This is a genomic window from Pseudonocardia sp. DxW (assembly GCF_058448985.1).
This window is the reverse complement of record NZ_JBZFLK010000001.1, coordinates 529271-554367: the sequence shown is the minus strand read 5'-3', so window position 1 is coordinate 554367 and position 25097 is coordinate 529271. Positions and strand designations below refer to the sequence as shown.

Genomic DNA, 25097 nt, shown 5'->3' with positions numbered 1-25097 from the left:
CGCTCGTTGCCGCACCCCTCGGAGGTGGTGCGGTCCGGTGCTGGGGGTGCGCCGTCCGACGCGGTGCGCAACCGGCCGGGACGGGGGCCGCACCCCGGGCGCACGGGCGACCGGCCGGATCAGATCGGGACGGCGGGCCGGTCCGGCAGCAATCGCACCACCGGCTCGATGTAGCGGGCCAGGATCGGCCCCACCATCGCCATGATCAGCACGTACCCGGTGGCCAGCGCGGCGAGTTCGTCGGGCACCGCGGCGTACCCGACGGCCAGCCCGGCGATGACGATCGAGAACTCGCCCCGGGCGACCAGCGCCGCGCCGGCGCGGGCCCGGCCCATCCGCCCGATCCGGGCCCGCCGCGCGGCCCACCAGCCGGTCGCGAACTTGGTGACGGTGCTGGTCACGACCAGCACCAGCGCCCAGCCGAGGACCGGCGGGATCGACGCCGGATCGGTGGACAGCCCGAACACGACGAAGAAGACCGCGGCGAACAGGTCCCGCAGCGGTTCCAGCAGCCGGGCGGCGTTCTCCGCGGTGGAACCGGAGATCGCGATCCCGAGCAGGAACGCGCCTACCGCCGCCGAGACCTGCATCGCCTGCGCGAACCCGGCGAGCAGCAGCGCCGCGCCGAGCACCTTGAGCAGGAAGACCTCCTGGTCGTCGGAGTCGACGACGGCGGAGACCCAGCGGCCGTAGCGCAGCGCGACGAGCAGCACCACCGAGATCACGGCGACCGAGATCCCGACCGCGCCGATCCCGCCCCACAGCGTGACGCCGAGCAGCAGCGCGGTGAGGATCGGCAGGTAGAGGGCCATCACGAGGTCCTCGAAGACCAGCACGGACAGCACCACCGGGGTCTCCCGGTTGCCCAGCCTGCCCAGGTCGGACAGCACCTTGGCGACGATCCCGGACGACGAGATGTAGGTGACGCCGCCGAGCACCATCGCCCCGACCGGGCCCCAGCCGAGGATCAGCGCGACCGCCACGCCGGGCGCCGCGTTGAGCACGATGTCCACGACCCCGGCGAGCCAGGACCGGCGCAGCCCGGTGACCAGCTCGGCCGCCGAGTACTCCAGGCCGAGCAGCAACAGCAGCAGCACGACGCCGACCTCACCGGCCAGCGAGGTGAAGTCGCCGATGTCGCCGAGCGGGAGGATGCCGCCGGTGCCGAAGGCGAGCCCGCCGACGAGGTACAGCGGGATCGGGGACAGCCCGATCCGGTGGGCGAGCCTGCCGAGGAGGCCGAGGCCGAAGAAGACGGCGCCGAGTTCGAGCAGTTCGAGCGCGGTGTGGTCCAAGGGTCAGCCGCGGGCCAGCACGTCGGCGGCCTGGTCGAGCTTGTCCGCCTCCCCGACGGCGATCACGATGTCCCCGGCGACGAGCACGAAGTCCGGGGTGGGCGACGGGCACACCTGCCCGGCCCGCATCACGGCCACCACCGACACCTGGGTGCGGGTGCGCAGCGCGGTGTCGCCGAGCGGACGGCCGTCGTAGGGGCTGTTGGTCCGGATCGGCAGCTTGCGGGTGGTGATCCCGGGCAGGTCGCGGTGCTCGTCGTTGAGCTGGTTGACCAGCTGCGGGGCGCCCAGCAGGTTCGCCAGGGCGCCCGCCTCCTCGGTGGTGAGCGGGAGCTCGGCGAGGCAGGCGTCCGGGTCGTCGGCCCGGGACAGGATCAGCTCGATCCGGCCGTCCCGGTGCGTGATGACGCCGACCCGGCGGCCGCCGCGCAGCTCGATCTCCTTGCGCACCCCGATGCCGGGGAGCGGCGTCACATCCACGTTCACGGTGCAACGGTACGCCGCGCCCGCCGCCCGGCGTAGGTTCACTCCGCCCCGGTCCGGGGTATGCGCCGATCATGGCTCTGCCCCCGCACGTCTTCGTGATCTTCGGTGCCACCGGCGACCTCGCGCGGCGCAAGCTCTTCCCGGGCCTGCTGCGGCTGTGGAACGCGGGCCTGCTGCCCGCGGACCTGCGGGTGATCGGCACCGGCCGGCACTCGCCCGGCACCGACGACGAGTTCCGCGGCCAGGTCCGTGACGCCCTCGGCGACACCACCGGCTGGGACGACCTCGCACCCCGGCTGAGCTTCACCCCGTCCGACGCGGACGACGGGACGACCGGCGGGGCCGGCGGGGACGGCGGGGACACCGACCTGGCCCGGGCCGTCCGCGCCGCCGAGGAGGAGCTGGGCGGCGGCGACGTGCGCCGGATCGTCTACCTGTCGGTGCCGCCCGCCGTGATGACCCCGATGGTCGCGATGCTCGGCCGGACCGGGCTCGCGCAGCGGTCCCGGCTGGTGCTGGAGAAGCCGTTCGGCACCGACCTGGCCTCGGCCCGCGAGCTCGGCGCCGGGCTGCGCGAGGTGTACCGGGAGGAGGACGTCTTCCGGATCGACCACTTCCTCGGCAAGGAGCCGGTGCAGAACATCCTGGCGCTGCGCTTCGCGAACGGGGTGTTCGAGCCGGCCTGGAACAACCGGCACGTCCGGTACGTGCAGATCGACGTCCCGGAGGAGGACGGGATCGAGGGCCGGGCGTCGTTCATGGAGTCCACCGGCGCGTTCCGGGACATGATCTCCACGCACCTGCTGCAGGTGCTCGCGTTCGTCGCGATGGAACGGCCCCGCGAGCTCACCCCGGACGCCGTGCACGCGGCGAAGGCCGAGCTGCTGCGGTCGGTCCGGCCGCTGGACCCGGCCCGCACGGTGTTCGGCCAGTACGCCGGCTACCGCGACACCGAGGGCGTCGATCCGGACTCGGACGTCGAGACGTTCGTGGCGGCGGAGGTGTTCGTGGAGAACCCGCGCTGGTCCGGGGTGCCGTTCCTGCTGCGCACCGGGAAGGGCATGGGCGGGACCCGGCGGACCGTCACGGTCGGCTTCGCCGATCCGGAGCCCGCGCTGTTCCCGGACGCCGACGGCCCGCCCGCCGAGCTGGTGCTGGAGCTGACCGAGCAGCCGGACGCCGCGCTGGACGTCCGGGCCAAGGACCCGGGGCCGGGCTCGGCGCTGCGGCGCGGCCGGATGGTGCTCGACGTGCCCGGCGGCGACGCCGCACTGGAGGCCTACGAGCGGCTGCTGCTCGACGTCGTGCACGGCGACCGGACCCTGTTCACCACCGCCGACGAGGTGGAGCGGCTCTGGGAGCTGTGCGATCCGGTCCCGGTCGATCCGCCGCCGGTCCGGGAGTACCCGCGCGGCTCCTGGGGTCCGCGGGACGCCCTGGACCTGCCCGGACCGCGCGGCTGGCGGGTGCCGGAGTGATCCCGGACGCGGACGGCTACCTGCCGATCGCCGAGCACGGGATCATCGGCGATCTGCGCACCGCGGCGCTCGTCGGCACCGACGGCACCGTCGACTGGTTCTGCCCCGGCCGGTTCGACGCGCCCAGCGTGTTCGCCTCGCTGCTCGATCCCGATCGCGGCGGCCACTGGTCGCTGGCGCCGGCCACCGACCGGGACGGCGCCACCGGGACGGTCACCCAGCAGCAGTTCTACTACCCCGACTCGACCGTGCTGATCACCCGCTTCCTCACCTCGGACGGCATCGTCGAGGTGCAGGACTTCCTGGCGCTGCTGCGCCCGCACGATCCGCAGCACCGGCAGCGACTGGTCCGCCGGGTGACCGGGGTGCGGGGCTCGGTGCCGATGACCGTGCACGTGGTGCCGCGCCCCGGCTACGCCCGCGAGCTGCCCGAGGTCACCGAGGCCGGTGCCGGCATCCGGTTCACCGGATCGCACGTCACGCTCGACCTGACCTCGACGGTGCCGCTGGCGGTGACCGACCACGCGGCCGGCGCCGGGTTCGAGACCCGGGAGGGCCGGACCGAGATCTTCGTCCTGGAGGTCGACGGCGACGGCGAACCGGGCCCCTGCGACGACGCCGCGGACGGGCTGTTCGAGGGGACGGTCGCGTTCTGGCAGGAGTGGTTGTCGCACTCGTCCTACACCGGGCGGTGGCGGGAGCGGGTGCACCGTTCCGCGCTCACCCTGAAGCTGCTCACCCACGAGCCGACCGGCGCGGTCGTCGCGTCGCCGACGATGGGGCTGCCCGAGCAGCTGGGCGGGGAGCGGAACTGGGACTACCGCTACGTCTGGATGCGCGACGCCGCGTTCACCCTGTACGCGCTGCTGCGGCTCGGCTTCACCGAGGAGGCGCGGGCCTTCATCGGCTGGCTGACCCGCCGTATCGGCGACCCGGCAGGCGGGACCGGCACCGACGGCGAGGACGGTCCGCTGCGGGTGATGTACACGATCGACGGCGACGAGGTGCCCGGGGAGACCGAGCTGGACCATCTCGCCGGCTACCGGGGATCGCGCCCGGTGCTGTGCGGCAACGGCGCGGCCGGGCAGCTGCAGCTCGACATCTACGGCGAGATCGTCGACTCGGTGTACCTCTACGACAAGTACGGCGAGGGCGTCGGCCACCGCGACTGGATGAACCTCTGCCGGATCCTGGACTGGCTGCGGGAGCACTGGGACCGGGCCGACGAGGGGATCTGGGAGACCCGGGCCGGCCGGCAGCACCACATGTTCTCCCGGCTGATGTGCTGGGTCGCCGTCGAGCGCATGATCCGGATGGCGCGCCGGCGCGGCCTGCCCGGCGACATCGCGGCCTGGACCGCCACCCGCGACGAGATCTACCACCAGATCCAGGACCGGGGCTGGGACCCGGACGTCGCGCCGCGCGGCTCGTTCGTGCAGCGCTACGGCTCGCGGACGCTGGACGCGTCGGTGCTGCTGATGCCGATGGTCAAGTTCTGCGTGCCCACCGATCCCCGCTTCCTGGCCACCCTGGACGCGATCAACGACGACCTGGTCGTCGACACCCTGGTGTTCCGCTACGACGTCGAGGACGCGCCGGACGGCCTGGACGGCGGGGAGGGCACGTTCTCGATGTGCTCGTTCTGGAACGTGGAGGCGATGACCCGGGCCGGCCGGTTGGAGCAGGCCCGGATCGCGCTGGAGAAGATGTTCTCCTACGGCAACCACCTGGGGCTCTACGCCGAGGAGATCGGCCTGACCGGTGAGCAGCTGGGGAACTTCCCGCAGGCGTTCACGCACCTGTCGCTGATCAGCTCCGCGATCAATCTCGATCGGGCCCTGGGGTAGCCGGTCCTCGGTACCATCGCCCCATGAAGGTCCTCATGCTCGACCCGCCGAAGGCGATGCTCGACGAGCGCCGCCGGCTGGGGCTGGACGGCCGGGACGAGATGTGGGACGGAGTGCTGCACATGGTTCCGCCGCCGGGTGAACCGCACCAGGGCATCAGCAGCGAGCTGTTCCTGATCCTGGCCCCGCTGGCGAAGCGGCGTGGCCTGGATCCACGGATGGAGACGGGGCTGTTCCGCTCCGAGCACGACTACCGGATCCCGGACCAGCTCTGTCGACGGCCGGAGCACCGGTCGGGTCGCGGAGCCGAGGGCGCCGATCTGGTCGTCGAGATCCGCTCACCCGGGGACGAGACCTACGAGAAGATCGAGTTCTACGCCGCCGCCGGGGTGCGGGAGCTGCTCGTCGTACACCCCGACGACCGGCGGGCCGAGGTGTTCCGGGCCGTCGGGACCCGGCTGCTCCCGGTCCAGGCGACCGGCGGCGTGCTCGGGCTGGAGACGCTCGGCGTCGAGCTGCGCACCACCGCCGGCGCCCTGCACCTGACCTGGGACGACGGCTCCGCGCAGGTCTGAGGCCCGGGCCCGCTCAGCGGGTGCTCAGGCAGGACTCGTAGAGCCGGGCGCCGTGCTCGAGGGCCTGCCCGCGGGTCACCGGGCTCTCCGGGTCCAGCCAGGCCAGGATGACCTCGGTCAGCCCGCCGAGGCAGAAGTGCCCGGCGACCCGCAGGTCGTCCGGCTCGATCCGGCTCCCGGCGTTGCCGCTCACCATCAGCTCCGCGAAGCCCCGGTTGGCGCTGCGCCGGCGCGCGACCAGCGGCGGGCAGCCGATCGCGTCGACCAGTGCGACCACCCGTCGCGGGTCGTCGTCGATGTTGTCGAAGAACGCGCCGAGTGCCGCCCGCACCTTCGCCATCGTGTTCGGCTCGGCCTGCTCCACCGCGCTGAGCGTGGCGGCGGCGCGCTCGTCGACGACCTGGTCGAACACCGCACACGCCAGGTCGACGCCGGAGCCGAACTCGCCGGTGCTGTCGTTCCCGACGCCCGCCCGGCGGGCCGCCGACACCGGGTCGACCGCCGCCCAGCCGCCGTCCGCCCACTGCTGCAGGCCCGCGTCCAGCAGCGCGTCGCGGTCCCGCTCGGCAGCATCCATGACAGCCATCATGGCACCGGCCGGGGCCGCGGGCCGGTCGATCACGGGTCCGCGCGGACGCCGCGGACGTGCCGCCCGGCAACCGGGTGGCCGCGGTGAATAGGCTGGGGAGCATGAGTAATGCCGTGCTGACCGCCGTGGCGTGGCCCTACGCCAACGGTCCCCGGCACATCGGCCACGTCTCCGGCTTCGGTGTGCCCTCCGACGTCTTCGCCCGGTACCGGCGAATGGCGGGGGACCGGGTGCTGATGGTCTCCGGCACCGACGAGCACGGCACCCCGATCCAGGTGCAGGCCGACGCCGAGGGACTGACCCCGCGGCAGCTGGCGGACAAGTACAACGACGTCATCACCGCCGACCTGCAGGGGCTCGGCCTGTCCTACGACCTGTTCACCCGCACCACGACCTCGAACCACTACGAGGTCGTGCAGCACATCTTCTCGTCGCTGTACCGCAACGGCTACATCGTCCCGAAGACGCAGCTGGCCGCGATCAGCCCGTCCACCGGCCGCACCCTGCCGGACCGCTACGTCGAGGGCACCTGCCCGATCTGCGGCTACGACGGCGCCCGCGGCGACCAGTGCGACAACTGCGGCAACCAGCTCGACCCGGCCGACCTGAAGAACCCGCGGTCGAAGATCAACGGCGAGACGCCGAAGTTCGTCGAGACCGAGCACTTCTTCCTCGACCTGCCCGCGTTCTCCGACGCGCTGGGCTCGTGGCTGTCCACCCGCACCGACTGGCGGCCGAACGTGCTGCGGTTCTCGGCGAACCTCGCCAAGGACCTCAAGCCGCGCGCGATCACCCGGGACCTGGAGTGGGGCGTCCCGGTGCCGCTGGACGGCTGGTCGGACAACCCGATGAAGAAGATCTACGTCTGGTTCGACGCGGTGATCGGCTACCTGTCCGCGTCGGTGGAGTGGGCGCGGCGCAGCGGCGACCCGGACGCCTGGAAGCAGTGGTGGACCGATCCGGCGGCCCAGGCGTACTACTTCATGGGCAAGGACAACATCACCTTCCACTCGGTGATGTGGCCGGCCATCCTGCTCGGCCAGAACGGCCAGGGCGACCGCGGCGGCGAGCCCGGCACCTACGGCACGCTGAACCTGCCCAGCGAGGTCGTCTCCTCGGAGTACCTGACGATGAGCGGCTCGAAGTTCTCCACCAGCCGCGGCACCGTCATCTACGTCGGCGACTTCCTGCGCGAGTTCGGGCCGGACGCGCTGCGCTACTACATCGCCGTCGCCGGCCCGGAGAACACCGACGTCGACTTCACCTGGGACGAGTTCGTCCGCCGGATCAACTTCGAGCTGGCCAACGAGTGGGGCAACCTGGTCAACCGGTCCATCTCGATGGCGCACAAGAACGTGGGCGCCGTCCCGAAGCCGACCGCCCCCGCCCAGGCCGACGCCGACCTGCTCGCCTACTCGCGGGCCGGGTTCGACACGGTCGGCGGCCTGCTCGCCCGCAACCGGTTCAAGCAGGCGTCGTCCGAGGCGATGCGGGTGGTCACCGCCGCCAACCGGTACCTGTCCGACCAGGAGCCGTGGAAGCGCCGCGACGACCCGGAGCGCCGGGACACGATCCTGCACACCGCGCTGCAGGTCGTGCAGGACGCGAACACGCTGCTCACCCCGTTCCTGCCGCACGCCGCGCAGCAGGTGCACGAGGCGCTGGGCGGCAGCGGGACCTGGGCGGCGCAGCCGGAGCGCACGGAGGTCGACGATCTCGGCGACGGCCCGTCGTACCCGGTGCTGACCGGCGACTACGCCGCCGAGCAGGCGCACTGGGAATCCACCCCGATCGAGGTGGGGCGGCCGCTGGCCAAGCCGTCGCCGATCTTCGCCAAGCTCGCGCCCGAGCTGGGGGAGACGGGCCCGGAGTGGGCCCCGATCGGGCAGTGAGCGAGCAGGGGGACCCGCCGTACGGCAGGCGTCCCCGGCCGGACCCGCCGGAGCCGCTCGCCGCACCGACGATCGACAGCCACACCCATCTCGACGCGTGCGGCTGCGAGACCGACGCCGACGTCGTCGCCGCCATGGACCGGGCGGCGGCGGTCGGCGTGGTCGGCGCCGTGACGATCGCCGACGACCTGGCCGGTGCCCGGTTCGCGGTGCGGGCCGCGCACGCCGATCCGCGGGTGTGGGCCGCGGTCGCGCTGCACCCGACCCGGACCGCGTCGGTGGGCGCCGCCGAGCTGGCCGAGATCGAGCGGCTGGCCGCCGACGAGCGGGTGGTCAGCATCGGCGAGACCGGCCTGGACTACTACTGGGACCACTCGCCGCCGGCCGCCCAGCAGGACGCGTTCCGCTGGCACATCGGGCTCGCCAAGCGCACCGGCAAGCCGCTGATGATCCACGACCGGGACGCGCACGACGACGTGCTGCGCATCCTGCGCGAGGAGGGCGCCCCGGAGATCGTGGTGTTCCACTGCTTCTCCGGGGACGCGGCGATGGCCCGCGAGTGCGTGGACGCCGGTTACGTCCTGTCGTTCGCCGGGCCGGTCACCTTCACGCGCAACGACGAGCTGCGGACCGCCGCGGCGCTCGTCCCGGACGGGCAGTACCTGGTCGAGACCGACGCGCCGTTCCTCACCCCGCACCCGCACCGCGGGCGGGCGAACGAGCCCTACGTGCTGCCCTGGACGGTCCGCGGGATGGCGGCGACGCGCGGGGAGACGGAAGCACGCGTCGCCGAGATGGCGCGGCGCAACGCCGAACGGATCTTCCGGACGGGCGCAATCGAATAACGCCGCCCGCCGAGCCCGCCGGTGGCCCGATCGTCACTCACCGTCGATCACAAGCCGCTCGCCGCGGCAAGCGCGTCGGGTGCACCGCGGGCGGGTCACGGTCCGCTAACGTCCTGCGCCGTACCCACCGGGATGGGAAAGCTCCCCGACCCGCGGGACGACGGCCGGTCCGCTCCCCAGCATCGGTTCCGCTCCCCGGCACCGCGCCGGCCGTCGTCTCCGCAGGTCACACCCCCTGCCCGGAGAGCCGAGTCACCCGGGAAGTCATGTTCGAGCGCAACGCTGGTGTGTCCGGAGACGGTGTGTCCGAAGACGACGTCACGCGTCCGCTTCCCATCGCCGCCCCCGCCGGTCTGGCCGGAGCCGCGTACGAGGGCAGGCACCGGTCCACCGGCCGCTCGAAGGCGGGTGTACGCACCGTCGCCGCGGCGGCCCTGTTCTCACTGCCGACCGGCGGTCTCGCCGCAGCCGTGATGGCACCGCAGACCGAGCCCGACACGCAGACGCTGCGCGCCGACCTGGCCGCCGGCGCGACCGATCTCGGCACCGCGACGATGGCGCTGGAGACCGCCCCGTCGGCCGCGTCGTTCGCCCCGGTCGCGGCCCCGGCGAGCGCGGCCGACATCATCGACGCGCAGGTCGTCGAGCTGCTGAAGCTCCCCGTCCCGGAGGAGGAGGTGGCGGACCCGACCCTGGAGGAGGGCACCCGCACCGTGGTCGACCCGGGCACCGAGGGTGAGCGCAGCGTGATCTGGCGGGTCACCTACGACCAGGGCAACGAGGTCTCCCGGGAGCGGATCGGCGCCGGTCAGGACACCCCGGCGAAGCCTCGGGTGGTCAAGGTCGGCACCAAGAAGGTCGAGGAGGCGCCGGAGAGCCCGGCCGCCCCCGCCGTGTCGAACGGCGCGACCTGGGACCGGCTCGCCCAGTGCGAGTCCGGCGGCAACTGGTCGATCAACACCGGCAACGGCTACCACGGCGGTCTGCAGTTCAACAAGCAGACCTGGCAGGCCTACGGCGGCGGCACCTACGCGCCGACCGCCGACAAGGCGAGCCGCGAGCAGCAGATCGCGATCGCCGAGAAGGTGCGCGACGACCGCGGCGGCTACGGGGCCTGGCCGGCCTGCTCCCGCAAGCTCGGCCTGCGCTGATCCCCGGCTCGTCCGGGCCGCGGGCGCCCGGCGACAATGTCCCGGTGAGCGACCACGGGACCGCCCGGCTGCTGGGCCCCGCCGACATCCGGGTGCTGGCCGACCGGCTCGGCCTGCGCCCCACCAAGAAGCTCGGCCAGAACTTCGTGCACGACGGCAACACGGTCCGGCGGATCGTGAAGGTCGCCGGCGTCGGCGCCGACGACGTGGTGCTGGAGGTCGGGCCCGGCCTCGGCTCGCTCACCCTGGCCCTGCTCCCCGCCGTCGCCCGGGTGCACGCGGTGGAGATCGACCCGGTACTCGCCGGGGTGCTCGCCGGGACCGTCGCCGAGCGGGCGCCCGGCCTCGCGGACCGGCTCACCGTCACCACCGCGGACGCGCTGCGGGTCGGCGCCGCCGAGCTGGCCGCCGACGCCGGGCCCGGCGCGGCCGGTCCGACCGCGATCGTCGCGAACCTGCCGTACAACGTGGCCGTCCCGGTCCTGCTGCACCTGCTCGCCGAGCTGCCCGGCATCGAGCGTGGACTGGTCATGGTGCAGGCAGAGGTCGCCGACCGGCTCGCCGCCCGCCCCGGGTCGAGGGAGTACGGCGCGCCGAGCGCGAAGCTCGCCTGGTACGCCGACGCCCGCCGGGCCGGTCCGGTGCCGCGCGCGGTGTTCTGGCCGGTCCCGGGCGTCGACTCGGGGCTGCTCGGGTTCGTCCGGCAGGATCCGCCGGCCGGTGCCGGCCGGGCGGCGACGTTCGCGGTGATCGAGGCCGCGTTCGCGCAGCGGCGCAAGGCGCTGCGCGGCGCGCTCGCCGGCTGGGCCGGCTCCCCGGCGGCGGCCGAGGTGGCGCTGCGGGCCGCCGGGATCGACCCGGCGACCCGGGCCGAACGGCTCTCGGTCGCCGACTTCGCGGCCGTCGCCGCCGCGCACCCGGCCGAGCACGGCTGATCAGGGCCGGTCCGGCAGCCGCCCGCCGACCTCGCGTACCAGGTCGGCCATGATCTCGCGGTCGTCGTCGCCGACGTGCTCGGCGTAGTAGGCGTACAGGGTCTCCCGGGCGAGCCGGGACGCCAGCGGCCCGTCCCGGTCGGCGATCGCGGCGAACACGGCGCGATGGTGGCGCACCGAACGCAGCATCAGGGTGTGCCGGTCGTCGGCGTCGAGGATGGTGCGCTGGATCAGCCCGAGCACGGCCTCCCGGGTCACGTCGCCGTAGAGCTGCACCAGCCGGTTCCCGGCGGCCCGGGCGATGATCTCGTGGAACTCCAGGTCGGCGAGGCCGAACTCGACGTAGCCGGCGTCGATGGCGGCGCGCATCCGCGCCGTGTTGCGCTCCAGCGCGACCAGGTCGGCGGGGGTGCGCCGGCGCGCGGCGAGCAGGTTGGCGGACGCGTCGGCGACCATCCGGAACTGCACGAGCTCGGCCAGCCCGAACCCGCCGGTGCTGGTGAAGGTGGCGATCGAGCGGCGGGCCGGGCCGGGGGAGGGCGGCAGCACCAGCGGCCCGCGCGGGTCGCGCGGCCGGGACCGGATCAGTCCGGCGTGCTCGAGCACCCGCAGCGCCTCGCGGACCGAGGTGCGGGCGATCGCGAACCGCTCGCCGAGCTCGCGCTCGCTGGGCAGCCGGTCGCCGGGGGCGAGCTCGCCCCCGGCGATCGCCCGCTCGACGTGGTCGACCACCCGCTGGAACACCCGGGGATCGGCATCGCCACCGGTCACGCCGGGACGGCCCGGCGCGGGGCGAGACCGGCGAACGCGGCCACGAACGACGTCGCCGGGTCGCCGACCGGTGCGGCGGTGCCGACCCGCTCGGCGATCCGGGCGCCGATCGTGGCCGTGTCGGCGCCCATCGCCGGCCCGGCGAGGGCGGGCAGCTCGGCGAGCACGGACGCGGTGGCCGCCTCCAGCACCAGCGCGGCGTCTGCCTCGCCGAGCCCGGCCAGGCACATCGCCGCGGACAGCGCGGCGGCGGCCGGGTTCGCGCCGCCGGTCCCGGCGATGTCCGGTGCCGAGCCGTGCACCGGTTCGAACATGCTCGGCGCGTCGCCGTGCGGGTTGTGGTTGGCGCTCGCCGCCAGCCCGAGACCGCCCTGCACGGTGGCGCCCAGGTCGCTGATGATGTCGCCGAACAGGTTGTCGGTGACGACGACGTCGAACCGGCCGGGATCCAGCGGCAGGTGCTGGCACATGGCGTCGGCGTGCACGTAGTCGTGCTCGACGCCGGGGAAGTCCGCGGCGACCTCCTCCACCACGCCGGACCACAGCCGCCCGGCGTGCACCAGCACGTTCGTCTTGTGGCACAGCGTGAGCCGGCCGCGGCGGGCGGCGGCCAGCCGGAACGCGAACTCCACCGCGTCCCGGGTGGCGGCGGTGGTGGTCACCGAGTGCTGCAGGGCGAGGGCGTGCGGCGTCCCGGCGTGCGAGGTGGAGCCGCCGCCGCTGTAGAGGCCCTCGGTGTTCTCCCGGACGATCACCAGGTCGCAGTTGTCCGGGGTGACGCCGGTGACCGGGCTGGTCACGCCCGGGTACAGCCGGACCGGGCGCAGGTTGACCGACTGGCGCAGCGCGACCCGCAGCGCGATCACCAGGCCCTGCTCCAGCACGCCGGGCGGCACCCGCGGGTCGCCGACGGCGCCGAGCAGGATCGCGTCGTGCCGGCGCAGCGTGGCGACGTCGTCGTCGTCCAGCACGGTGCCGGTGCGCAGGTAGCGCTCGGCGCCGAGATCGAGCCGGGTGGGCCGGACCGCGAAGCCGAACCGGTCGGCCGCGGCCAGGACACCGGCCAGGGCGGCGTCGGTGACGTCCGGGCCGATCCCGTCGCCACCGACGACGGCCAGGTCGTACTCACGCACGGGCGGTTCCTCCTGCGGACGGTCGGTGTCGGATCGCGAAGTCGTGCCAGGTACGGCCACCCACGGGTTCGGTGTCCACCCACAGGGTGGTGACGCAACCCGGACAGACCCGGGCGACGACGACCAGCTCGGTGTGCACGTCGACCCGCTCGCCCAGGTCGTCCGGGCCGAACCGGACGGTACCGGCCAGCGACTCCCAGCCGGCATCGAGCGGGCCGAGTGGGGTGTCACAGTGCCGGCAGGACGCGAACGGGCCGTCCGGGGTGTCCCTGGTGACCAGCGAGGCACCCCACACACCGGTCGGTTCACCGCCGGGCGCCGGTGCGGGTGGGGTGTCCGGGGCGACCATCCGGGAACGACGGTCGTCGCGGATCGCCGCCCGTCGGCCGGCGGTCGCGTCCGGGTCGATCGTCCCGTCCTCGGCGAGCAGTACGCCGTAGAGTCGGGCGGCGGCGTCCCGGCCGACGGCGCCCGCGACGACGTCCGCGGCGACCCGGGCGGGCTCGCGATGCAGCGGGTCGCCGTACCCGCCGCCGTTCTGCACCGTGCACTCGAAGACGTCACCGTGCCGGACGGTCGCCGCGGGCGCGACGCCCGGCAGCACCTGGTGCTCGCCGTCCAGCTCGGTGAGTGCCCCGACCGCTCGCCCCGTCGCCAGCCGGTCCAGCACGCCGGAGGCGGTGACCCGCTCGAAGCGGGCGCAGGAGCCCGGCAGTCCGCCGAAGATCCCGGTGCGGTTGGGCACCGCGACCCCGTGCGTGCCCAGGACGCCGGTGACCTGCTCGGTGTCGATCGGCGTGAGCGCGAACTGGATGCCGTTGCCGCCACGGAACGTGCCGGCCCCACCGGAGTCGGGGACCTGCCTGCGCCACAGGTAGAGCAGCGGATGGCGCATCTCCTGCTGCTCGACGTCGGTCGCGCCGCCGCCGAGGATGACCATCGATCCGCCCGCGTCGACGCCGTCCCGGAAGGAGAACGCCGGACCACCCCACAACAGCGCGTCCATGTACATCGAGGCGAACGGCTCGCCGTGCTGGTCGACGCCGCCCCACTGGTTCAGCTGCCACGACCCGTCGGACGGGCCGAACGCGACGTTCTCGTACCGTTCGTCGAACGACAGCATCTTCGCCAGCGCGCCACCCGCGGAGCAGGTGGCGGTCCAGTTCGCCCCGGCGGCCCCGCCGGAGACCGGCATCGGCTCCACCGCGGTGACGCACAGCCCGTCCGGCGCGACGACCTCCACCGGCCGCATCAGGCCGTGGTTCCAGGGGATCTCGGCGCCGAACGTGCACAGCATCAGGGTGGCGACCGCGCCGAGCAACCCGCCGCGGGTGGTCATCCCGTACGCGGGGGACTGCGGCGAGGCGGCGGAGAAGTCGAAGACCAGCCGGTCGCCGGTCTTCTCGAGCCGGCACGGCACCTGCAGCAGCTCCACCCCCTCGTGCCCGGCCCGGCCGGAGCCGTCCGGCCGGTCCAGGTAGGACGTGTGCTCGTAGACGCCGTCGGGGAGTTCCCGCAGCATCGCGCGCAGGTCGGCCTCGGCGTTGTCGAGGGTCGTCTCCATGGTCCCCCGGACCCGGCCGGCGCCGTAGCGGTCGCACAGCTCGTGGAAGCGGCGCTCGGCCACCCGCAGCCCGGCCAGGAAGGCCCGGAAGTCGTTCGCGACGGTGTCGTGCATCCGCGAGTTCAGGACGATCGTGTCCCACAGCTCCTGGTTCAGCACGTCGCGCCGGACGATCCGCCCCGGTGGGATCCGCAGGCCCTCCTGGAAGACGTCGGTCGCGGTCGTGCACCATGAGCCGGGATCCATCCCGCCGAGGTCGACCTGGTGGGCCATGCAGCCCAGCCAGGCGACGATCTCGCCGTCGCGGAAGAGCGGCTTGCAGAACTGCACGTCGTTCTGGTGCATCGCGGCGATGTAGGGGTCGTTGATGACGAAGACGTCGCCGGGCTCGATGTCGTCGAAGCGACGTAGGAACTCCTCGATCGCCATCGCACCGGTGTAGATGGGCGTGAGCAGGTAGGTGCCGATCACCGCCATCTGGCCCGACGCGGTGTAGATGCCGAAGTTGTAGTCGGTGGCGTGCACGACCGGCGAGCCGGAGACGTGCTCGACGGTCGTCGCGCCCTCGGAGTTGATCGAGGCGAGCTTGTGCCGGATGACCTCGTGCGTGACCGGGTCGACGGCAGGGAAGGTGCTGGTCACGGTGGATCTCCTCGCTCAGCGGTTCCGGATGACGATGTTGCCGAGATCGTCGGTCTCGGCGTCCTGACCTGGACCGATCACCACGGTGGTGTCGGGCAGCTCGACCACCGCCGGCCCGTCCAGCCGCTCCCCGGCTCGCAGGTGGCCGGGCCCGTACACGACGGCGTCGGTCCACCGGCCGCCGCTGAACACGGGACGCAGACCCGGGGCACCGGGCTCGGCCACGGCCGCGGCGGCCGGGGTGACGTCGGCGCGGGGGACCAGGCTGCTCGCGACGACCCGGAACGTGGTGATCTCCACGCCGCCCTCGAGGAAGGCGGCGCCCTTGCCGAACCGGCCCTCGTAGACCTCGACGAACCGGTCGACGGTCTCCGCCACCCCGGCGGCCGTGATCCGGTCCTGCTCGAACGGCACGGAGAGGACGTGGATCTGGGCCCGGAAGCGGATCTCCACCGACTTGTGGCAGGTGATCGACTCCCGGGCGGCGCCGGCCGCCAGCAACCCGGAGACGGCTCGCCCGGTGAGCTCGTCGAAGATCGCGTTCAGCTCGCCGGGCGGCAGCGCGGCCGCGTGGTCGGTCGTCCCGGGCGGGGTCTGCATCGGACGGGACACCTCCTCGGCCATCGTCAGATCGGAACAGCCGATACCGAACGCCGAGTGCACCGAGGCGGTGATCGGTACGACGATCTGCGGGCAGCCGAGCTCGGCACCGTAGGAGAACGCGTGCAGCGGCCCCGCGCCGCCGTAGGCGAATACGGTGAAGTCGGCCGGGTCGTAACCCTGTTCGACGGTCACCTGCCGGACGAGATCGGCCATCCGGGCGTCGACGATCGTCTTGATGCCCTCGGCGGCCTCCTCGACGCCCATCCCGGTCGGTTCCGCCACGTGTCGCCGGATCGCGTCCCGTGCGCGGTCGGCGTCGAGCGTGAGCCGGCCGCCGAGGAAGTTGTCCGGATTGAGGTAGCCGAGCACGAGATCGGCGTCGGCGACCGTCGGTCGGTCCCCGCCGCGGCGGTAACAGGCTGGCCCCGGAAGTGCCCCCGCGGACTCCGGCCCGACCTGCAGCACCCCGTTGCGGACGGAGGCTACCGAACCCGCCCCGGCGCCGACCGCGCGGACCGCGACCGAGGGCAGGGCGAGCTGGTCACGCCCGATCAGCGTGGTGTGGGACATGACCGGCCGGCCGTCGAGTACCAGGCCGACGTCGAAGGAGGTACCGCCCATGTCGGTGGTGACGATGTTCTGCCAGCCCGCCGGGACACCCAGGAACTGGGAGGCGACCACCCCACCGACCGGGCCCGACAGCACGGTCGCGGCGGCTCGCTTCTCGACCTCGGTGAAGGTGGCGAGCCCGCCGTTGGACTGCATGAGCAACGGTTCGGTGCGCAGCCCGGCCGCACCGAGGGTCCGCTCGAACGAGTCCAGCGAGGTGGCCAGTACCGGGCGCAGGCCGGCGTTCACCGCCGTGGTCAGCGTCCGCTCGTACTCACCGAGGCGCGGCAGGAACTCCGACGAGAGGGTGACCGACGCGTCGGGCACGATCTCGCGGACGAGCTCGGCGACCCGCCGTTCGTGGGCGGCGTTGCGGAACGACCACAGCAGCGACACGGCGAACACCTCGGCGCCGGCATCGCGCAGCCGGGCCACCGCGCCTCGAACGTCGTCCTCGTCGAGCGGGCAGACGACGCGACCCGCGTAGTCGATCCGCTCGGTGATCTCCGCGGTCAGTGCCGGGGGCACGACGATCGGTTGCTTGACGAGCGTCCGGAACCGTTTGATCTCCTCCTCGGCCAGACCGGTGCTCTTGAACCCGCGCATGATCGAGAGGGTGTCGCCGAAACCCCTGGTCTGGATCAGCCCGACCCGGCGGGTCCGCCCCTCGAGCATCGCGTTCGTCGCGACGGTGGTGCCGTGGGCGAAGACCGCGACGTCGGCCAGCAGCTCGGCGGGCTCGACGCCGCGCTCCGCGGCGGCCAGCCCGAGGGTGTCCAGCACCCCCTGCGCCGGGTTGTCGGGCACGGTCGACGATTTGTGGCGGCCGACCCGGCCGGTGTCGTCGATCACGACCGTGTCGGTGAAGGTCCCGCCGATGTCGGACGCGACGTAGTAGGTGGTCATCCGGTCACTCCCTCGTCATCGGGGGCGTGCGCGGCGTCGCTGCGCAGCTGCTCGATGGTCGTCTCGATGTGGTCTCTGGCCAGTCGTTCCGCCGCGGCCTCGTCGCCCGCCTCGACGGCGCCGACGATCGCCGCGTGCTCGGCGACCGCCCGCCGGGCGCCGGCCGGATCGATCAGGGCCACGGGGGTGAACACCTGCGCGGTCATCCGCAGCAGCGGCGCGCGGTCGATCAGGAACTCGTTCCCGGACAGGTGCAGCAGCTGCTCGTGGAAGTCCACGTTGGCGGCGGTGTAGGCCCGGGCGTCCCACGGGTCGAGAGCGGCCCGCTGGAGCGCCAGAATCGCCCGCAGATCGCGGATCCGCGCCTCCCCGGGCCGGGCGCGGGCGGCGAGGCAGGCGGCCAGACCGTCGACGACCGCACGCAGCTCGTAGGCCTGGAGCAGGGTGTCCCGGTCACCGGAGACGACCCGGGCGCCGTGCCGCGGGTCGACCCTGAGCAGCCCGTCCTGTTCGAGCTGCCGGATCGCCTCGCGCAGCGGGGTGCGGCTCACGCCGAGCTCGCCGGCGAGCACCTCCTGGCGCAGGTGCTCGCCGGGCGCGAGACGCCCGGTGTAGATCCGCTCGCGCAACACCGAGGCGACCTCCTCGACCAGGCCGGACCCGGGCCGGTGGGGCTCGGTCATCGTCGACCTCCATCGATGGAGCGGCAGATCCCGCTGCTGGATACAGATGCGAGATTGGCCTCGTCCGGTGAGTTGTGTCAAGAAGTAGGGCACTTCACCTGCGCGAACATGTCTTGACGGAGAGCATCCGGAGTATGCATGCTGCGCTAGAGCCGGAGCTGGTCTGACCAAATTCGGTGCGGTCCCCGACATCGCGGTCCCGAGGAGTGCCCGTCCATGACCTTCGTGCTGCCCGAGCATCCGCCCGGCCTGCCGGTCGGAGCCGGACACCGGACCGACACGGGATCCGCCCCGGTCGTCTTCCCCTACGACGGTTCCGTCGTCGCGCACGCCCCGGTCGGCCGGACCGAGCACGCCGTTGCCGCGCTGGACGCCGGTGCCGCCGCCGTCCGCCCGGCCGGGCGGCTCAGCGCCGGGACCCGCCGCGCCGTCCTGCTGGCCGTGCAGCGCGAGCTGGCCGTGCACCGCGACGCGTTCGTCGAGCTGCTGATCGCCGAGACCGGCAAGACCCGGACCGACTGCACGGTCGAGGTCGACCGCACCCTGTTCACCTGGGCGGCGGCCGCCGAGGAGATCGGCCACCTGCACGGCGAGACGGTGCCGCTGGACCTGCAGCCCTCCGGCGAGGGCCTGGTCGGGTTCTGGGTGCGCCGCCCGATCGGGCTGGTCGTCGGGATCGCCGGGTTCAACGCCCCGTTCCTGCTCGCCTCGCACAAGATCGCACCGGCGCTGGCCGCGGGCTGCCCGGTGATCTGCAAGCCGGCCCCGGCCACCCCGCTGGCCACGCTCTGGCTGGCCGACGTCGTCCGCCGCGCGCTGGTCGCGCACGGCGCGCCAGCCGAGCTCGTCCAGGTCGTCACCGGCGACGCCGAGGTCGGCCGCACCCTGGTCACCGATCCGCGGGTCGCGGCCGTGTCCTTCACCGGTTCCGCGGCCATCGGGCACGCCATCGCCCGGGACGCCGCGCCCCGCAAGACCCTGCTCGAGCTGGGCTCGAACACCGCGCTGGTGGTCGCCGCGGACGCCGATCTCGATCGCGCCGCCGACGCCGTGCTGCGCGGCGGCTTCTACTTCAACGGCCAGGCGTGCATCGCCGTGCAGCGGGTGCTGGTCTGCGAGCCGGTCCGCGGGGAGTTCGTCGCCCGGCTGGCCGCACGGATGGGCGAGCTGACCGTCGGCGACCCGCGGGACGCGGCCACCCGGGTCGCGCCGCTGATCGACCCGGCCGCCACCGAGCGGGTGCTGTCCTGGATCGACCGGGCGCGCCGGGCCGGCGCCACCGTCCTGCACGGCGCCGGGGTGACCGGCCGGACCGTCGAGCCGACCCTGCTGCTCGACGTCCCGGAGTCCGCCGAGGCGTGGTGCGAGGAGATCTTCGCGCCGGTCGTCGCGATCCGCTCGGTGCCCGACCTGCCCGCCGCGTTCGAGGCCGTCAACCGGTCCCGCTACGGCCTGCACGCCGCCGTGTTCACCCGCTCGCTGGCCGCCGCCTTCACCGCGCTGGACGAGCTGGACGTGGGCGGCGTCGTGGTCAACGAGGTCCCCGGGTTCCGCTCCGACGTGATGCCCTACGGGGGCGTGAAGGACTCCGGCATCGGCCGGGAGGGGCCCCGCTTCGCGATCGAGGAACTGACCGTCACCCGGATGGCCGTGATCCGGCCGGAATGAGCGAGCTGACCGGTATGCCGCACAACCCCTACACCGACCTGTTCCGACTCGACGGCCGGCGGGCCGTGCTGGTCGGCGCCGGCGGCATCGGCCACGAGCTCGCGCTCGGGCTGGCCGCGCACGGCGCCCACGTGATCTGCGCCGACCGGGACGCCGGCGTCGCCCGGGTCGCCGCCACCGCCGCCGGCGGGGAGCCGCTGGAGCTCGACGTCACCGATCCGGCCGCCGTCGAGCGGGCCGCCCGCGACGCCGGCCCGGTCGACGTGCTGGTGCACACCGCCGCGACGAACGTCCGGAAGCGGATCCTCGACTACTCCCTCGACGAGTTCGACCGCGTCGTCGGCCTCAACCTGCGCGCGACCTTCTCCGTGGTGCAGGCGTTCGGCCGCGGGATGGTCGAGCGCGGCACCGGCAGCATGATCCTCTTCTCGTCGATCCGCGGCTCCGTCGTCGAGCCGGGCCAGTCGGTCTACGCCGCGACCAAGGCCGGCACCGAGCAGCTGGTGAAGACGGCGGCCGTCGAGTTCGGCGGGGCCGGCGTGCGGGTCAACGCGATCGCACCCGGCGTCGTCGAGACCCCGCTGACCGCCCAGATCCGCAGCGACGACGCCTGGTACACCGCCTACGCCACCAAGGGCGCGCTCGGCCGGTGGGCGGTGCCCGCCGAGCTGACCGGCGCGGTGGTCTACCTCGCCTCGGAGGCGGCCGCCTTCGTGACCGGCTCCACCCTGTTCGTCGACGGCGGCTGGACCGCGGTGGACGGGCGATTCACCCCACCGGCCTGAGCGGTCACCCGGGCCCGTCGCGGCGGGCCGGACCCGCCGGGCCCATCATGGTCGGGTGACGAGGGCACGCGAGGCGGTCGTGAGCGCGGACGGGACGAGCCCGTGGCCGGCGCTCTGGGCGCTCGTCATCGGGTTCTTCATGATTCTCGTCGACGCGACGATCGTGACCGTCGCGACGCCCGCGCTGCTGGTGGCGTTCGGCACCGACGTCAACACCGTGGTCTGGGTGACCAGCGCCTACCTGCTCGCCTACGCGGTGCCGCTGCTGGTCACCGGCCGGCTCGGGGACCGGTTCGGGCCGAAGAACGTCTATCTCGCCGGGCTCGCGGTGTTCACCCTGGCGTCGCTGTGGTGCGGGCTGACCGGCACGATCGGCGAGCTGATCGTCGCCCGGGTCGCGCAGGGGCTCGGCGCGGCGATGATGACGCCGCAGACGATGGCGGTGATCACCCGCACCTTCCCGGCCGCCCAGCGCGGGCGGGCGATGAGCCTGTGGGGCGCGGTGGCCGGGGTCGCGACGCTGGCCGGCCCGGTGCTCGGCGGGGTGCTGGTCGGCGCGCTCGGCTGGGAGTGGATCTTCTTCGTGAACGTGCCGCTCGGCGTCGTCGCGTTCGCCGCCGTCTGGTACCTGGTGCCCGCGCTGGAGACCTCGAAGCGGCGGTTCGACCTGGTGGGCGTCGTGCTGTCGGCGACCGGCGTGTTCCTGCTGGTCTTCGGGATCCAGGAGGGCCAGCGCTACGACTGGGGGCCGATCGTCGGCCCGGTCCCGGTGTGGATGCTGATCGTGGTCGGCGCCGTCGTGCTGGTGGCGTTCGTGTGGTGGCAGTCCCGCACCCGCTCCGAGCCGCTGGTCGTGCTGCAGCTGTTCCGGGACCGGAACTTCTCGCTGGCCAACATCGCGATCTGCACCGTCGGGTTCGCGATCACCGCGCAGGGCTTCCCGCTGATGATCTACGCGCAGAACGTGCGCGGCTTCTCGCCGACCGAGGCGGCGCTGCTGCTGGTGCCGCTCGCGGTGCTCTCCGGCGCGCTCGCGCCGTGGACCGGGCGGCTGACCGACCGGATCCATCCGCGGCTGATCGGCGGCTTCGGCATGTCGACGTTCGTGATCGGGCTGCTCTGGCTGGCCGCGGTGATGAGCCCGGACACCCCGGTCTGGCAGCTGCTGCTGCCGATCTCGCTGCTCGGCATCTCCAACTCCTGCGTGTGGGCGCCGATCTCGACCAGCGCGACCCGCAACCTGCCGATGGAGCAGGCCGGATCGGGCTCCGGCGTCTACAACACCACCCGGCAGGTCGGCGCGGTGCTGGGCAGCGCGGGCATCGCGGTGCTGATGGAGGCCCGGATCGCCGCGCTGGTGCCGGGCGGGGCGGCCACCCCGGACGCCGCCTTCGCGGCCGGTCCGCTGCCCGACGAGGTCCGCGAGTCCTTCGCGACGGCGATGGCGCAGTCGGTGCTGCTGCCGGCCGCGGTGCTGGTGATCGGGCTCGTCGCGGTGCTCTGCTTCGCCCGGCCGCAGCACCTGCGCACCCGCGACCCGGCCGCGGCCGACCGGGGCGACGCACCGCGGCGGTGAGCCGGGCCACCGTACTCCCCGGGTGGCGGCACGCCGCCCGGCGCTGCCCGTAGGGTTGAACGGTGCTGTCCGCCGTGCCACGACCGGTCACCGTCCGGGTGCCCGCGAAGATCAACCTGCACCTCGCCGTGGGCGGGGTGCGGCCGGACGGATTCCACGACCTGGTCACCGTGTTCCACGCGGTGAGCCTGTTCGACGAGGTGTCGGTCGAGCCCGCCGAGGAGCCCGCGCTGGACGTGCACGGCGACGGCGTCGCCGAGGTGCCGCTGGACGCCACCAACCTGGCCTGGCGGGCGGTCGAGCTGCTCGCGCAGCGGGCCGGCCGGGAGCCGGACGTGCGGGTCACCCTGCGCAAGGGCATCCCGGTCGCCGGCGGGATGGCCGGCGGATCCGCCGACGCGGCCGGTGCGCTGGTCGCGCTGTCCACGCTGTGGCGGATGGAGCTGGGCCGCGAGGAGCTGGCCGGGCTGGCCGCCGAGCTCGGCTCGGACGTCACGTTCGGCCTGCACGGCGGGACCGCGCTCGGCACCGGCCGCGGCGAGCAGGTCATCCCGGTGCTCGCCCGGCACCGGCTGCACTGGGTGATCGCGCTGGCCCGCGGCGGGCTGTCCACCCCGGCGGTGTTCGGCGAGCTGGACCGGTTGCGCGGCGGCGCCGAGCCGCCGGAACGGCCGGTCGAGCCGGTGCTGGAGGCGCTCGCCGGCGGCGATCCCCGCCAGCTCGCCCTGAACCTGGGCAACGACCTGCAGGCCGCCGCCGTCTCGATGGCGCCGGACCTGCGCCGCACGCTGCGCGCCGGGGTGAACGCCGGGGCGATCGCCGGTCTGGTCTCCGGATCGGGGCCGACCTGCGCGTTCCTCTGCGCGGACGCCGACTCCGCCGTCGAGGTGGCGACCGAGCTGGCCGGGATGGGTGTGTGCCGCACCGTCCGGGTCGCGCACGGCCCGGTCGGCGGCGCCCGGGTGATCGACGAGCACGAGCCGCCGCCGGGACGCGGCGGCCCGACCGGATCCGGCAGCTGGCCGCCGGCGCGGGCCTGAGGGCCGGAGGGACCGACTGATGCCGGAGAACCTGCTCAACCTGGAGAACGTCACCGCGCACGTGCCCGGTGACGCGTCGCGGGTGCTGCTCGACGCCGTCTCGCTGGGGGTGGAACGCGGCGACCGGATCGGCGTCGTCGGCCTCAACGGCGGCGGCAAGACCACCCTGCTCGACGTGCTCACCGGGGACCGCCCGACCGACGGCGGCCGGGTCAGCAGGCTCGGCGGCCTGCGGATGGCGCACCTGGCCCAGCGGGACCGGTTCCCGGCCGGGTCGACCGTCCGCGACATCGTGCTGCAGCACTACGGCGCCGATCACGAGTGGGCGTCCGACCCGCGGGTGCGCGACGTGCTCGACGGACTGGGCATCACCGACACGGAGCGGCCCACCGACGGGTTGTCCGGCGGCGAGAAGCGGCGGGTCGCGCTGGCCGCGGCACTCGTCGGCGAGCTCGACCTGGTGGTGCTCGACGAGCCCACCAACCATCTCGACGTCGAGGGCATCGGCTGGTTGGCCGAGCACCTGATCACCCGCCGGATCGCGCTCGTCGTCGTCACGCACGACCGCTGGTTCCTCGACACCGTCTGCACCCGCACCTGGGAGGTCGCGAACGGGAAGGTCGAGTCCTACCTCGGCGGCTACGCCGACTGGGTCTACGCCCGGGCCGAGCGGTCCCGGCAGGCCGACGCCGCCGAGCAGCGCCGCCGCAACCTCGCCCGCAAGGAGCTGGCCTGGCTGCGCCGCGGCCCGCCCGCCCGGACGTCGAAGCCGCGGTACCGGATCGAGGCCGCCGAGGCGCTGATCGCGGACGTCCCGGCGCCGCGCAACACCGTCGAGCTGATGCAGTTCGCGACCAACCGGCTCGGCCGCACCGTGCTGGAGCTGGAGGACGCCACCGTCGAGGTCGCCGGGCGGACCCTGCTGGACCGGGTGACCTGGCGGCTCGGCCCGGGCGACCGGGTCGGCATCGTCGGCGTCAACGGGTCCGGGAAGACGACCCTGCTGCGCGCCCTCACCGGCGAGCGGGAGCTCGACGCCGGACGCCGGGTGCAGGGCAGCACGGTGAAGCTCGCCCAGCTGACCCAGGAGCTGACCGACCTGCCGGCCGAGATGCGCGTGCTGGAGGCGACCGAGGCCGTCGCCAAGTACGTGCGGTTCGGGAAGCAGGAGATGACCGCGTCGCAGGTCCTGGAGCAGCTCGGGTTCCCGGCCGCCCGGCAGTGGACGCCGGTCGGGCGGCTCTCCGGCGGCGAGCGCCGACGGCTGCAGCTGACCCGGCTGCTGATGGACGAGCCGAACGTGCTGCTGCTCGACGAGCCGACGAACGACCTGGACGTCGACACCCTCGCCGGGCTGGAGGACCTGCTCGACGGCTGGCCGGGCACGCTGGTCGTGGTCAGCCACGACCGGTACCTGACCGAGCGGGTCTGCGACCAGGTGCTGGCGCTGTTCGGGGACGGGAAGCTGACCCACCTCCCCGGCGGGATCGGCGAGTACGTGGCGCGCCGGGCGGCCGCCGGTCGCGGCCCGGCCGCGGTGGCGCAGGCCGCGCCGTCGCCCGCCGGCACCCCGGCGGGGCGGGCACCGAAGGTCGACGCCGCCGCGCAGCGGACCGCCCGCAAGGACGCGCAGCGCCTCGAACGGCGGATGGAGCAGCTCACGAAGCGTGAGGAGCGGCTGCACACGCAGCTGGCCGAGGCGGCCACCGATCCGGACCGGCTGATGGAGCTGGACCGCGAGCTCAAGGCGGTCGTCGCGGAGCGGGAGACGGTCGAGATCGAGTGGCTGGATGCCGCCGAACGCGCCGAAGGGTAGGGCGTTTCTCCTACCTCGGTAGGAGGAGCCGGGGTTGGAGATCAGTAGTTCGACCGATCCGGACGCCGCGCGACCCCGATACCGTCGGACGGGTCACGGCGGGCTGGGGAGCGTCGCCGTGACGGGGGGAGCGGTTCGGTTCCGCCGCCGCCGTCGGGGGGCGGCGGTGGAGCCGGGCCGATCGGGCCGCACCGGCCGGCGCTGATCC

The 25097-nt window shown here is 73.8% G+C and carries 20 protein-coding genes; 12 read left to right on the top strand and 8 right to left on the bottom strand.

Going from position 1 to position 25097, the window contains the following annotated elements; translation table 11 throughout:
• Positions 1–119: 119 nt before the first annotated feature.
• A complete protein-coding gene (locus tag ACVJO7_RS02735; protein WP_358483519.1) occupies positions 120–1295 on the bottom strand; it encodes a cation:proton antiporter in 1176 nt (391 codons plus the stop codon).
• A gap of 3 nt (positions 1296–1298) precedes the next feature.
• The gene (locus ACVJO7_RS02730) at positions 1299–1781 is read right to left on the bottom strand and encodes a cation:proton antiporter regulatory subunit (protein ID WP_344026765.1); all 483 of its coding nucleotides are present in this window, start codon (positions 1779–1781) and stop codon (positions 1299–1301) included.
• Positions 1782–1852: 71 nt separating this feature from the next.
• On the opposite strand from ACVJO7_RS02730, the gene ACVJO7_RS02725 reads away from it, so the two are divergent.
• The 3 genes from ACVJO7_RS02725 to ACVJO7_RS02715 are packed head-to-tail and all read left to right on the top strand — an operon-like array spanning position 1853 to position 5681.
• Positions 1853–3259, top strand: coding sequence for a glucose-6-phosphate dehydrogenase (locus ACVJO7_RS02725; protein ID WP_491671546.1), 1407 nt, complete (start codon positions 1853–1855; stop codon positions 3257–3259).
• A complete protein-coding gene (locus ACVJO7_RS02720; protein WP_491671545.1) occupies positions 3256–5106 on the top strand; it encodes a glycoside hydrolase family 15 protein in 1851 nt (616 codons plus the stop codon). Before ACVJO7_RS02725 ends, ACVJO7_RS02720 begins: the two co-directional genes overlap by 4 nt.
• Positions 5107–5129: 23 nt before the next feature.
• On the top strand, positions 5130–5681 hold the full coding sequence (locus ACVJO7_RS02715) for a Uma2 family endonuclease (RefSeq protein WP_491671544.1): 552 nt from the start codon (positions 5130–5132) through the stop codon (positions 5679–5681).
• A gap of 13 nt (positions 5682–5694) precedes the next feature.
• Here the strand turns inward: ACVJO7_RS02715 and ACVJO7_RS02710 are convergent, their stop codons facing one another.
• Positions 5695–6258 (bottom strand): TetR/AcrR family transcriptional regulator, encoded by a 564-nt coding sequence (locus ACVJO7_RS02710; RefSeq protein ID WP_491671543.1) that lies wholly within the window; start codon positions 6256–6258, stop codon positions 5695–5697.
• A gap of 113 nt (positions 6259–6371) precedes the next feature.
• Between ACVJO7_RS02710 and metG the strand changes: the two genes are divergently transcribed.
• The 4 genes from metG (at position 6372) to rsmA (ending at position 11093) form a co-directional block, all read left to right on the top strand.
• Positions 6372–8162, top strand: a complete 1791-nt coding sequence (gene metG, locus ACVJO7_RS02705) for a methionine--tRNA ligase (RefSeq protein WP_491671542.1) — start codon at positions 6372–6374, stop codon at positions 8160–8162.
• Positions 8159–9007, top strand: a complete 849-nt coding sequence (locus tag ACVJO7_RS02700; RefSeq protein ID WP_491671541.1) for a TatD family hydrolase — start codon at positions 8159–8161, stop codon at positions 9005–9007. Before metG ends, ACVJO7_RS02700 begins: the two co-directional genes overlap by 4 nt.
• A gap of 302 nt (positions 9008–9309) precedes the next feature.
• Complete coding sequence (locus ACVJO7_RS02695; protein WP_491671540.1) at positions 9310–10158, top strand: resuscitation-promoting factor; 849 nt, start codon at positions 9310–9312, stop codon at positions 10156–10158.
• A 44-nt stretch (positions 10159–10202) separates the two neighbouring features.
• Entirely contained in the window at positions 10203–11093 is an 891-nt protein-coding gene (gene rsmA / locus ACVJO7_RS02690) for a 16S rRNA (adenine(1518)-N(6)/adenine(1519)-N(6))-dimethyltransferase RsmA (protein ID WP_491671539.1), read from the top strand.
• Here rsmA and ACVJO7_RS02685 read toward each other — a convergent pair whose 3' ends face one another.
• Genes ACVJO7_RS02685 through ACVJO7_RS02665 form a run of 5 tightly spaced genes read right to left on the bottom strand, consistent with a single transcriptional unit; the run spans position 11094 to position 18004 of the window.
• The gene (locus tag ACVJO7_RS02685) at positions 11094–11864 is read right to left on the bottom strand and encodes a FadR/GntR family transcriptional regulator (protein WP_491671538.1); all 771 of its coding nucleotides are present in this window, start codon (positions 11862–11864) and stop codon (positions 11094–11096) included.
• Positions 11861–12997: a 3-isopropylmalate dehydrogenase gene (locus ACVJO7_RS02680; protein ID WP_491671537.1), complete on the bottom strand. Its 1137-nt coding sequence runs from the start codon at positions 12995–12997 to the stop codon at positions 11861–11863. Before ACVJO7_RS02680 ends, ACVJO7_RS02685 begins: the two co-directional genes overlap by 4 nt.
• On the bottom strand, positions 12990–15203 hold the full coding sequence (locus tag ACVJO7_RS02675) for a hydantoinase B/oxoprolinase family protein (protein ID WP_491671536.1): 2214 nt from the start codon (positions 15201–15203) through the stop codon (positions 12990–12992). The genes ACVJO7_RS02680 and ACVJO7_RS02675 overlap by 8 nt, the downstream gene beginning before the upstream one ends.
• 15 nt (positions 15204–15218) lie before the next feature.
• Positions 15219–17321, bottom strand: a complete 2103-nt coding sequence (locus ACVJO7_RS02670) for a hydantoinase/oxoprolinase family protein (protein WP_491671535.1) — start codon at positions 17319–17321, stop codon at positions 15219–15221.
• Positions 17318–18004 (bottom strand): GntR family transcriptional regulator, encoded by a 687-nt coding sequence (locus ACVJO7_RS02665; RefSeq protein WP_491671534.1) that lies wholly within the window; start codon positions 18002–18004, stop codon positions 17318–17320. The genes ACVJO7_RS02670 and ACVJO7_RS02665 overlap by 4 nt, the downstream gene beginning before the upstream one ends.
• Before the next feature lie 216 nt (positions 18005–18220).
• On the opposite strand from ACVJO7_RS02665, the gene ACVJO7_RS02660 reads away from it, so the two are divergent.
• The 5 genes from ACVJO7_RS02660 (at position 18221) to ACVJO7_RS02640 (ending at position 24889) form a co-directional block, all read left to right on the top strand.
• Positions 18221–19672, top strand: a complete 1452-nt coding sequence (locus tag ACVJO7_RS02660) for an aldehyde dehydrogenase family protein (RefSeq protein ID WP_491671533.1) — start codon at positions 18221–18223, stop codon at positions 19670–19672.
• The gene (locus tag ACVJO7_RS02655; RefSeq protein WP_491671532.1) at positions 19669–20457 is read left to right on the top strand and encodes an SDR family NAD(P)-dependent oxidoreductase; all 789 of its coding nucleotides are present in this window, start codon (positions 19669–19671) and stop codon (positions 20455–20457) included. The genes ACVJO7_RS02660 and ACVJO7_RS02655 overlap by 4 nt, the downstream gene beginning before the upstream one ends.
• A gap of 55 nt (positions 20458–20512) precedes the next feature.
• Entirely contained in the window at positions 20513–22033 is a 1521-nt protein-coding gene (locus ACVJO7_RS02650; protein ID WP_491671531.1) for a DHA2 family efflux MFS transporter permease subunit, read from the top strand.
• Between the two features lie 62 nt (positions 22034–22095).
• A complete protein-coding gene (locus tag ACVJO7_RS02645) occupies positions 22096–23073 on the top strand; it encodes a 4-(cytidine 5'-diphospho)-2-C-methyl-D-erythritol kinase (RefSeq protein ID WP_344026738.1) in 978 nt (325 codons plus the stop codon).
• Positions 23074–23092: 19 nt separating this feature from the next.
• Positions 23093–24889, top strand: coding sequence for an ABC-F family ATP-binding cassette domain-containing protein (locus ACVJO7_RS02640; RefSeq protein WP_491671530.1), 1797 nt, complete (start codon positions 23093–23095; stop codon positions 24887–24889).
• The last annotated feature ends 208 nt before the right edge of the window (positions 24890–25097 follow it).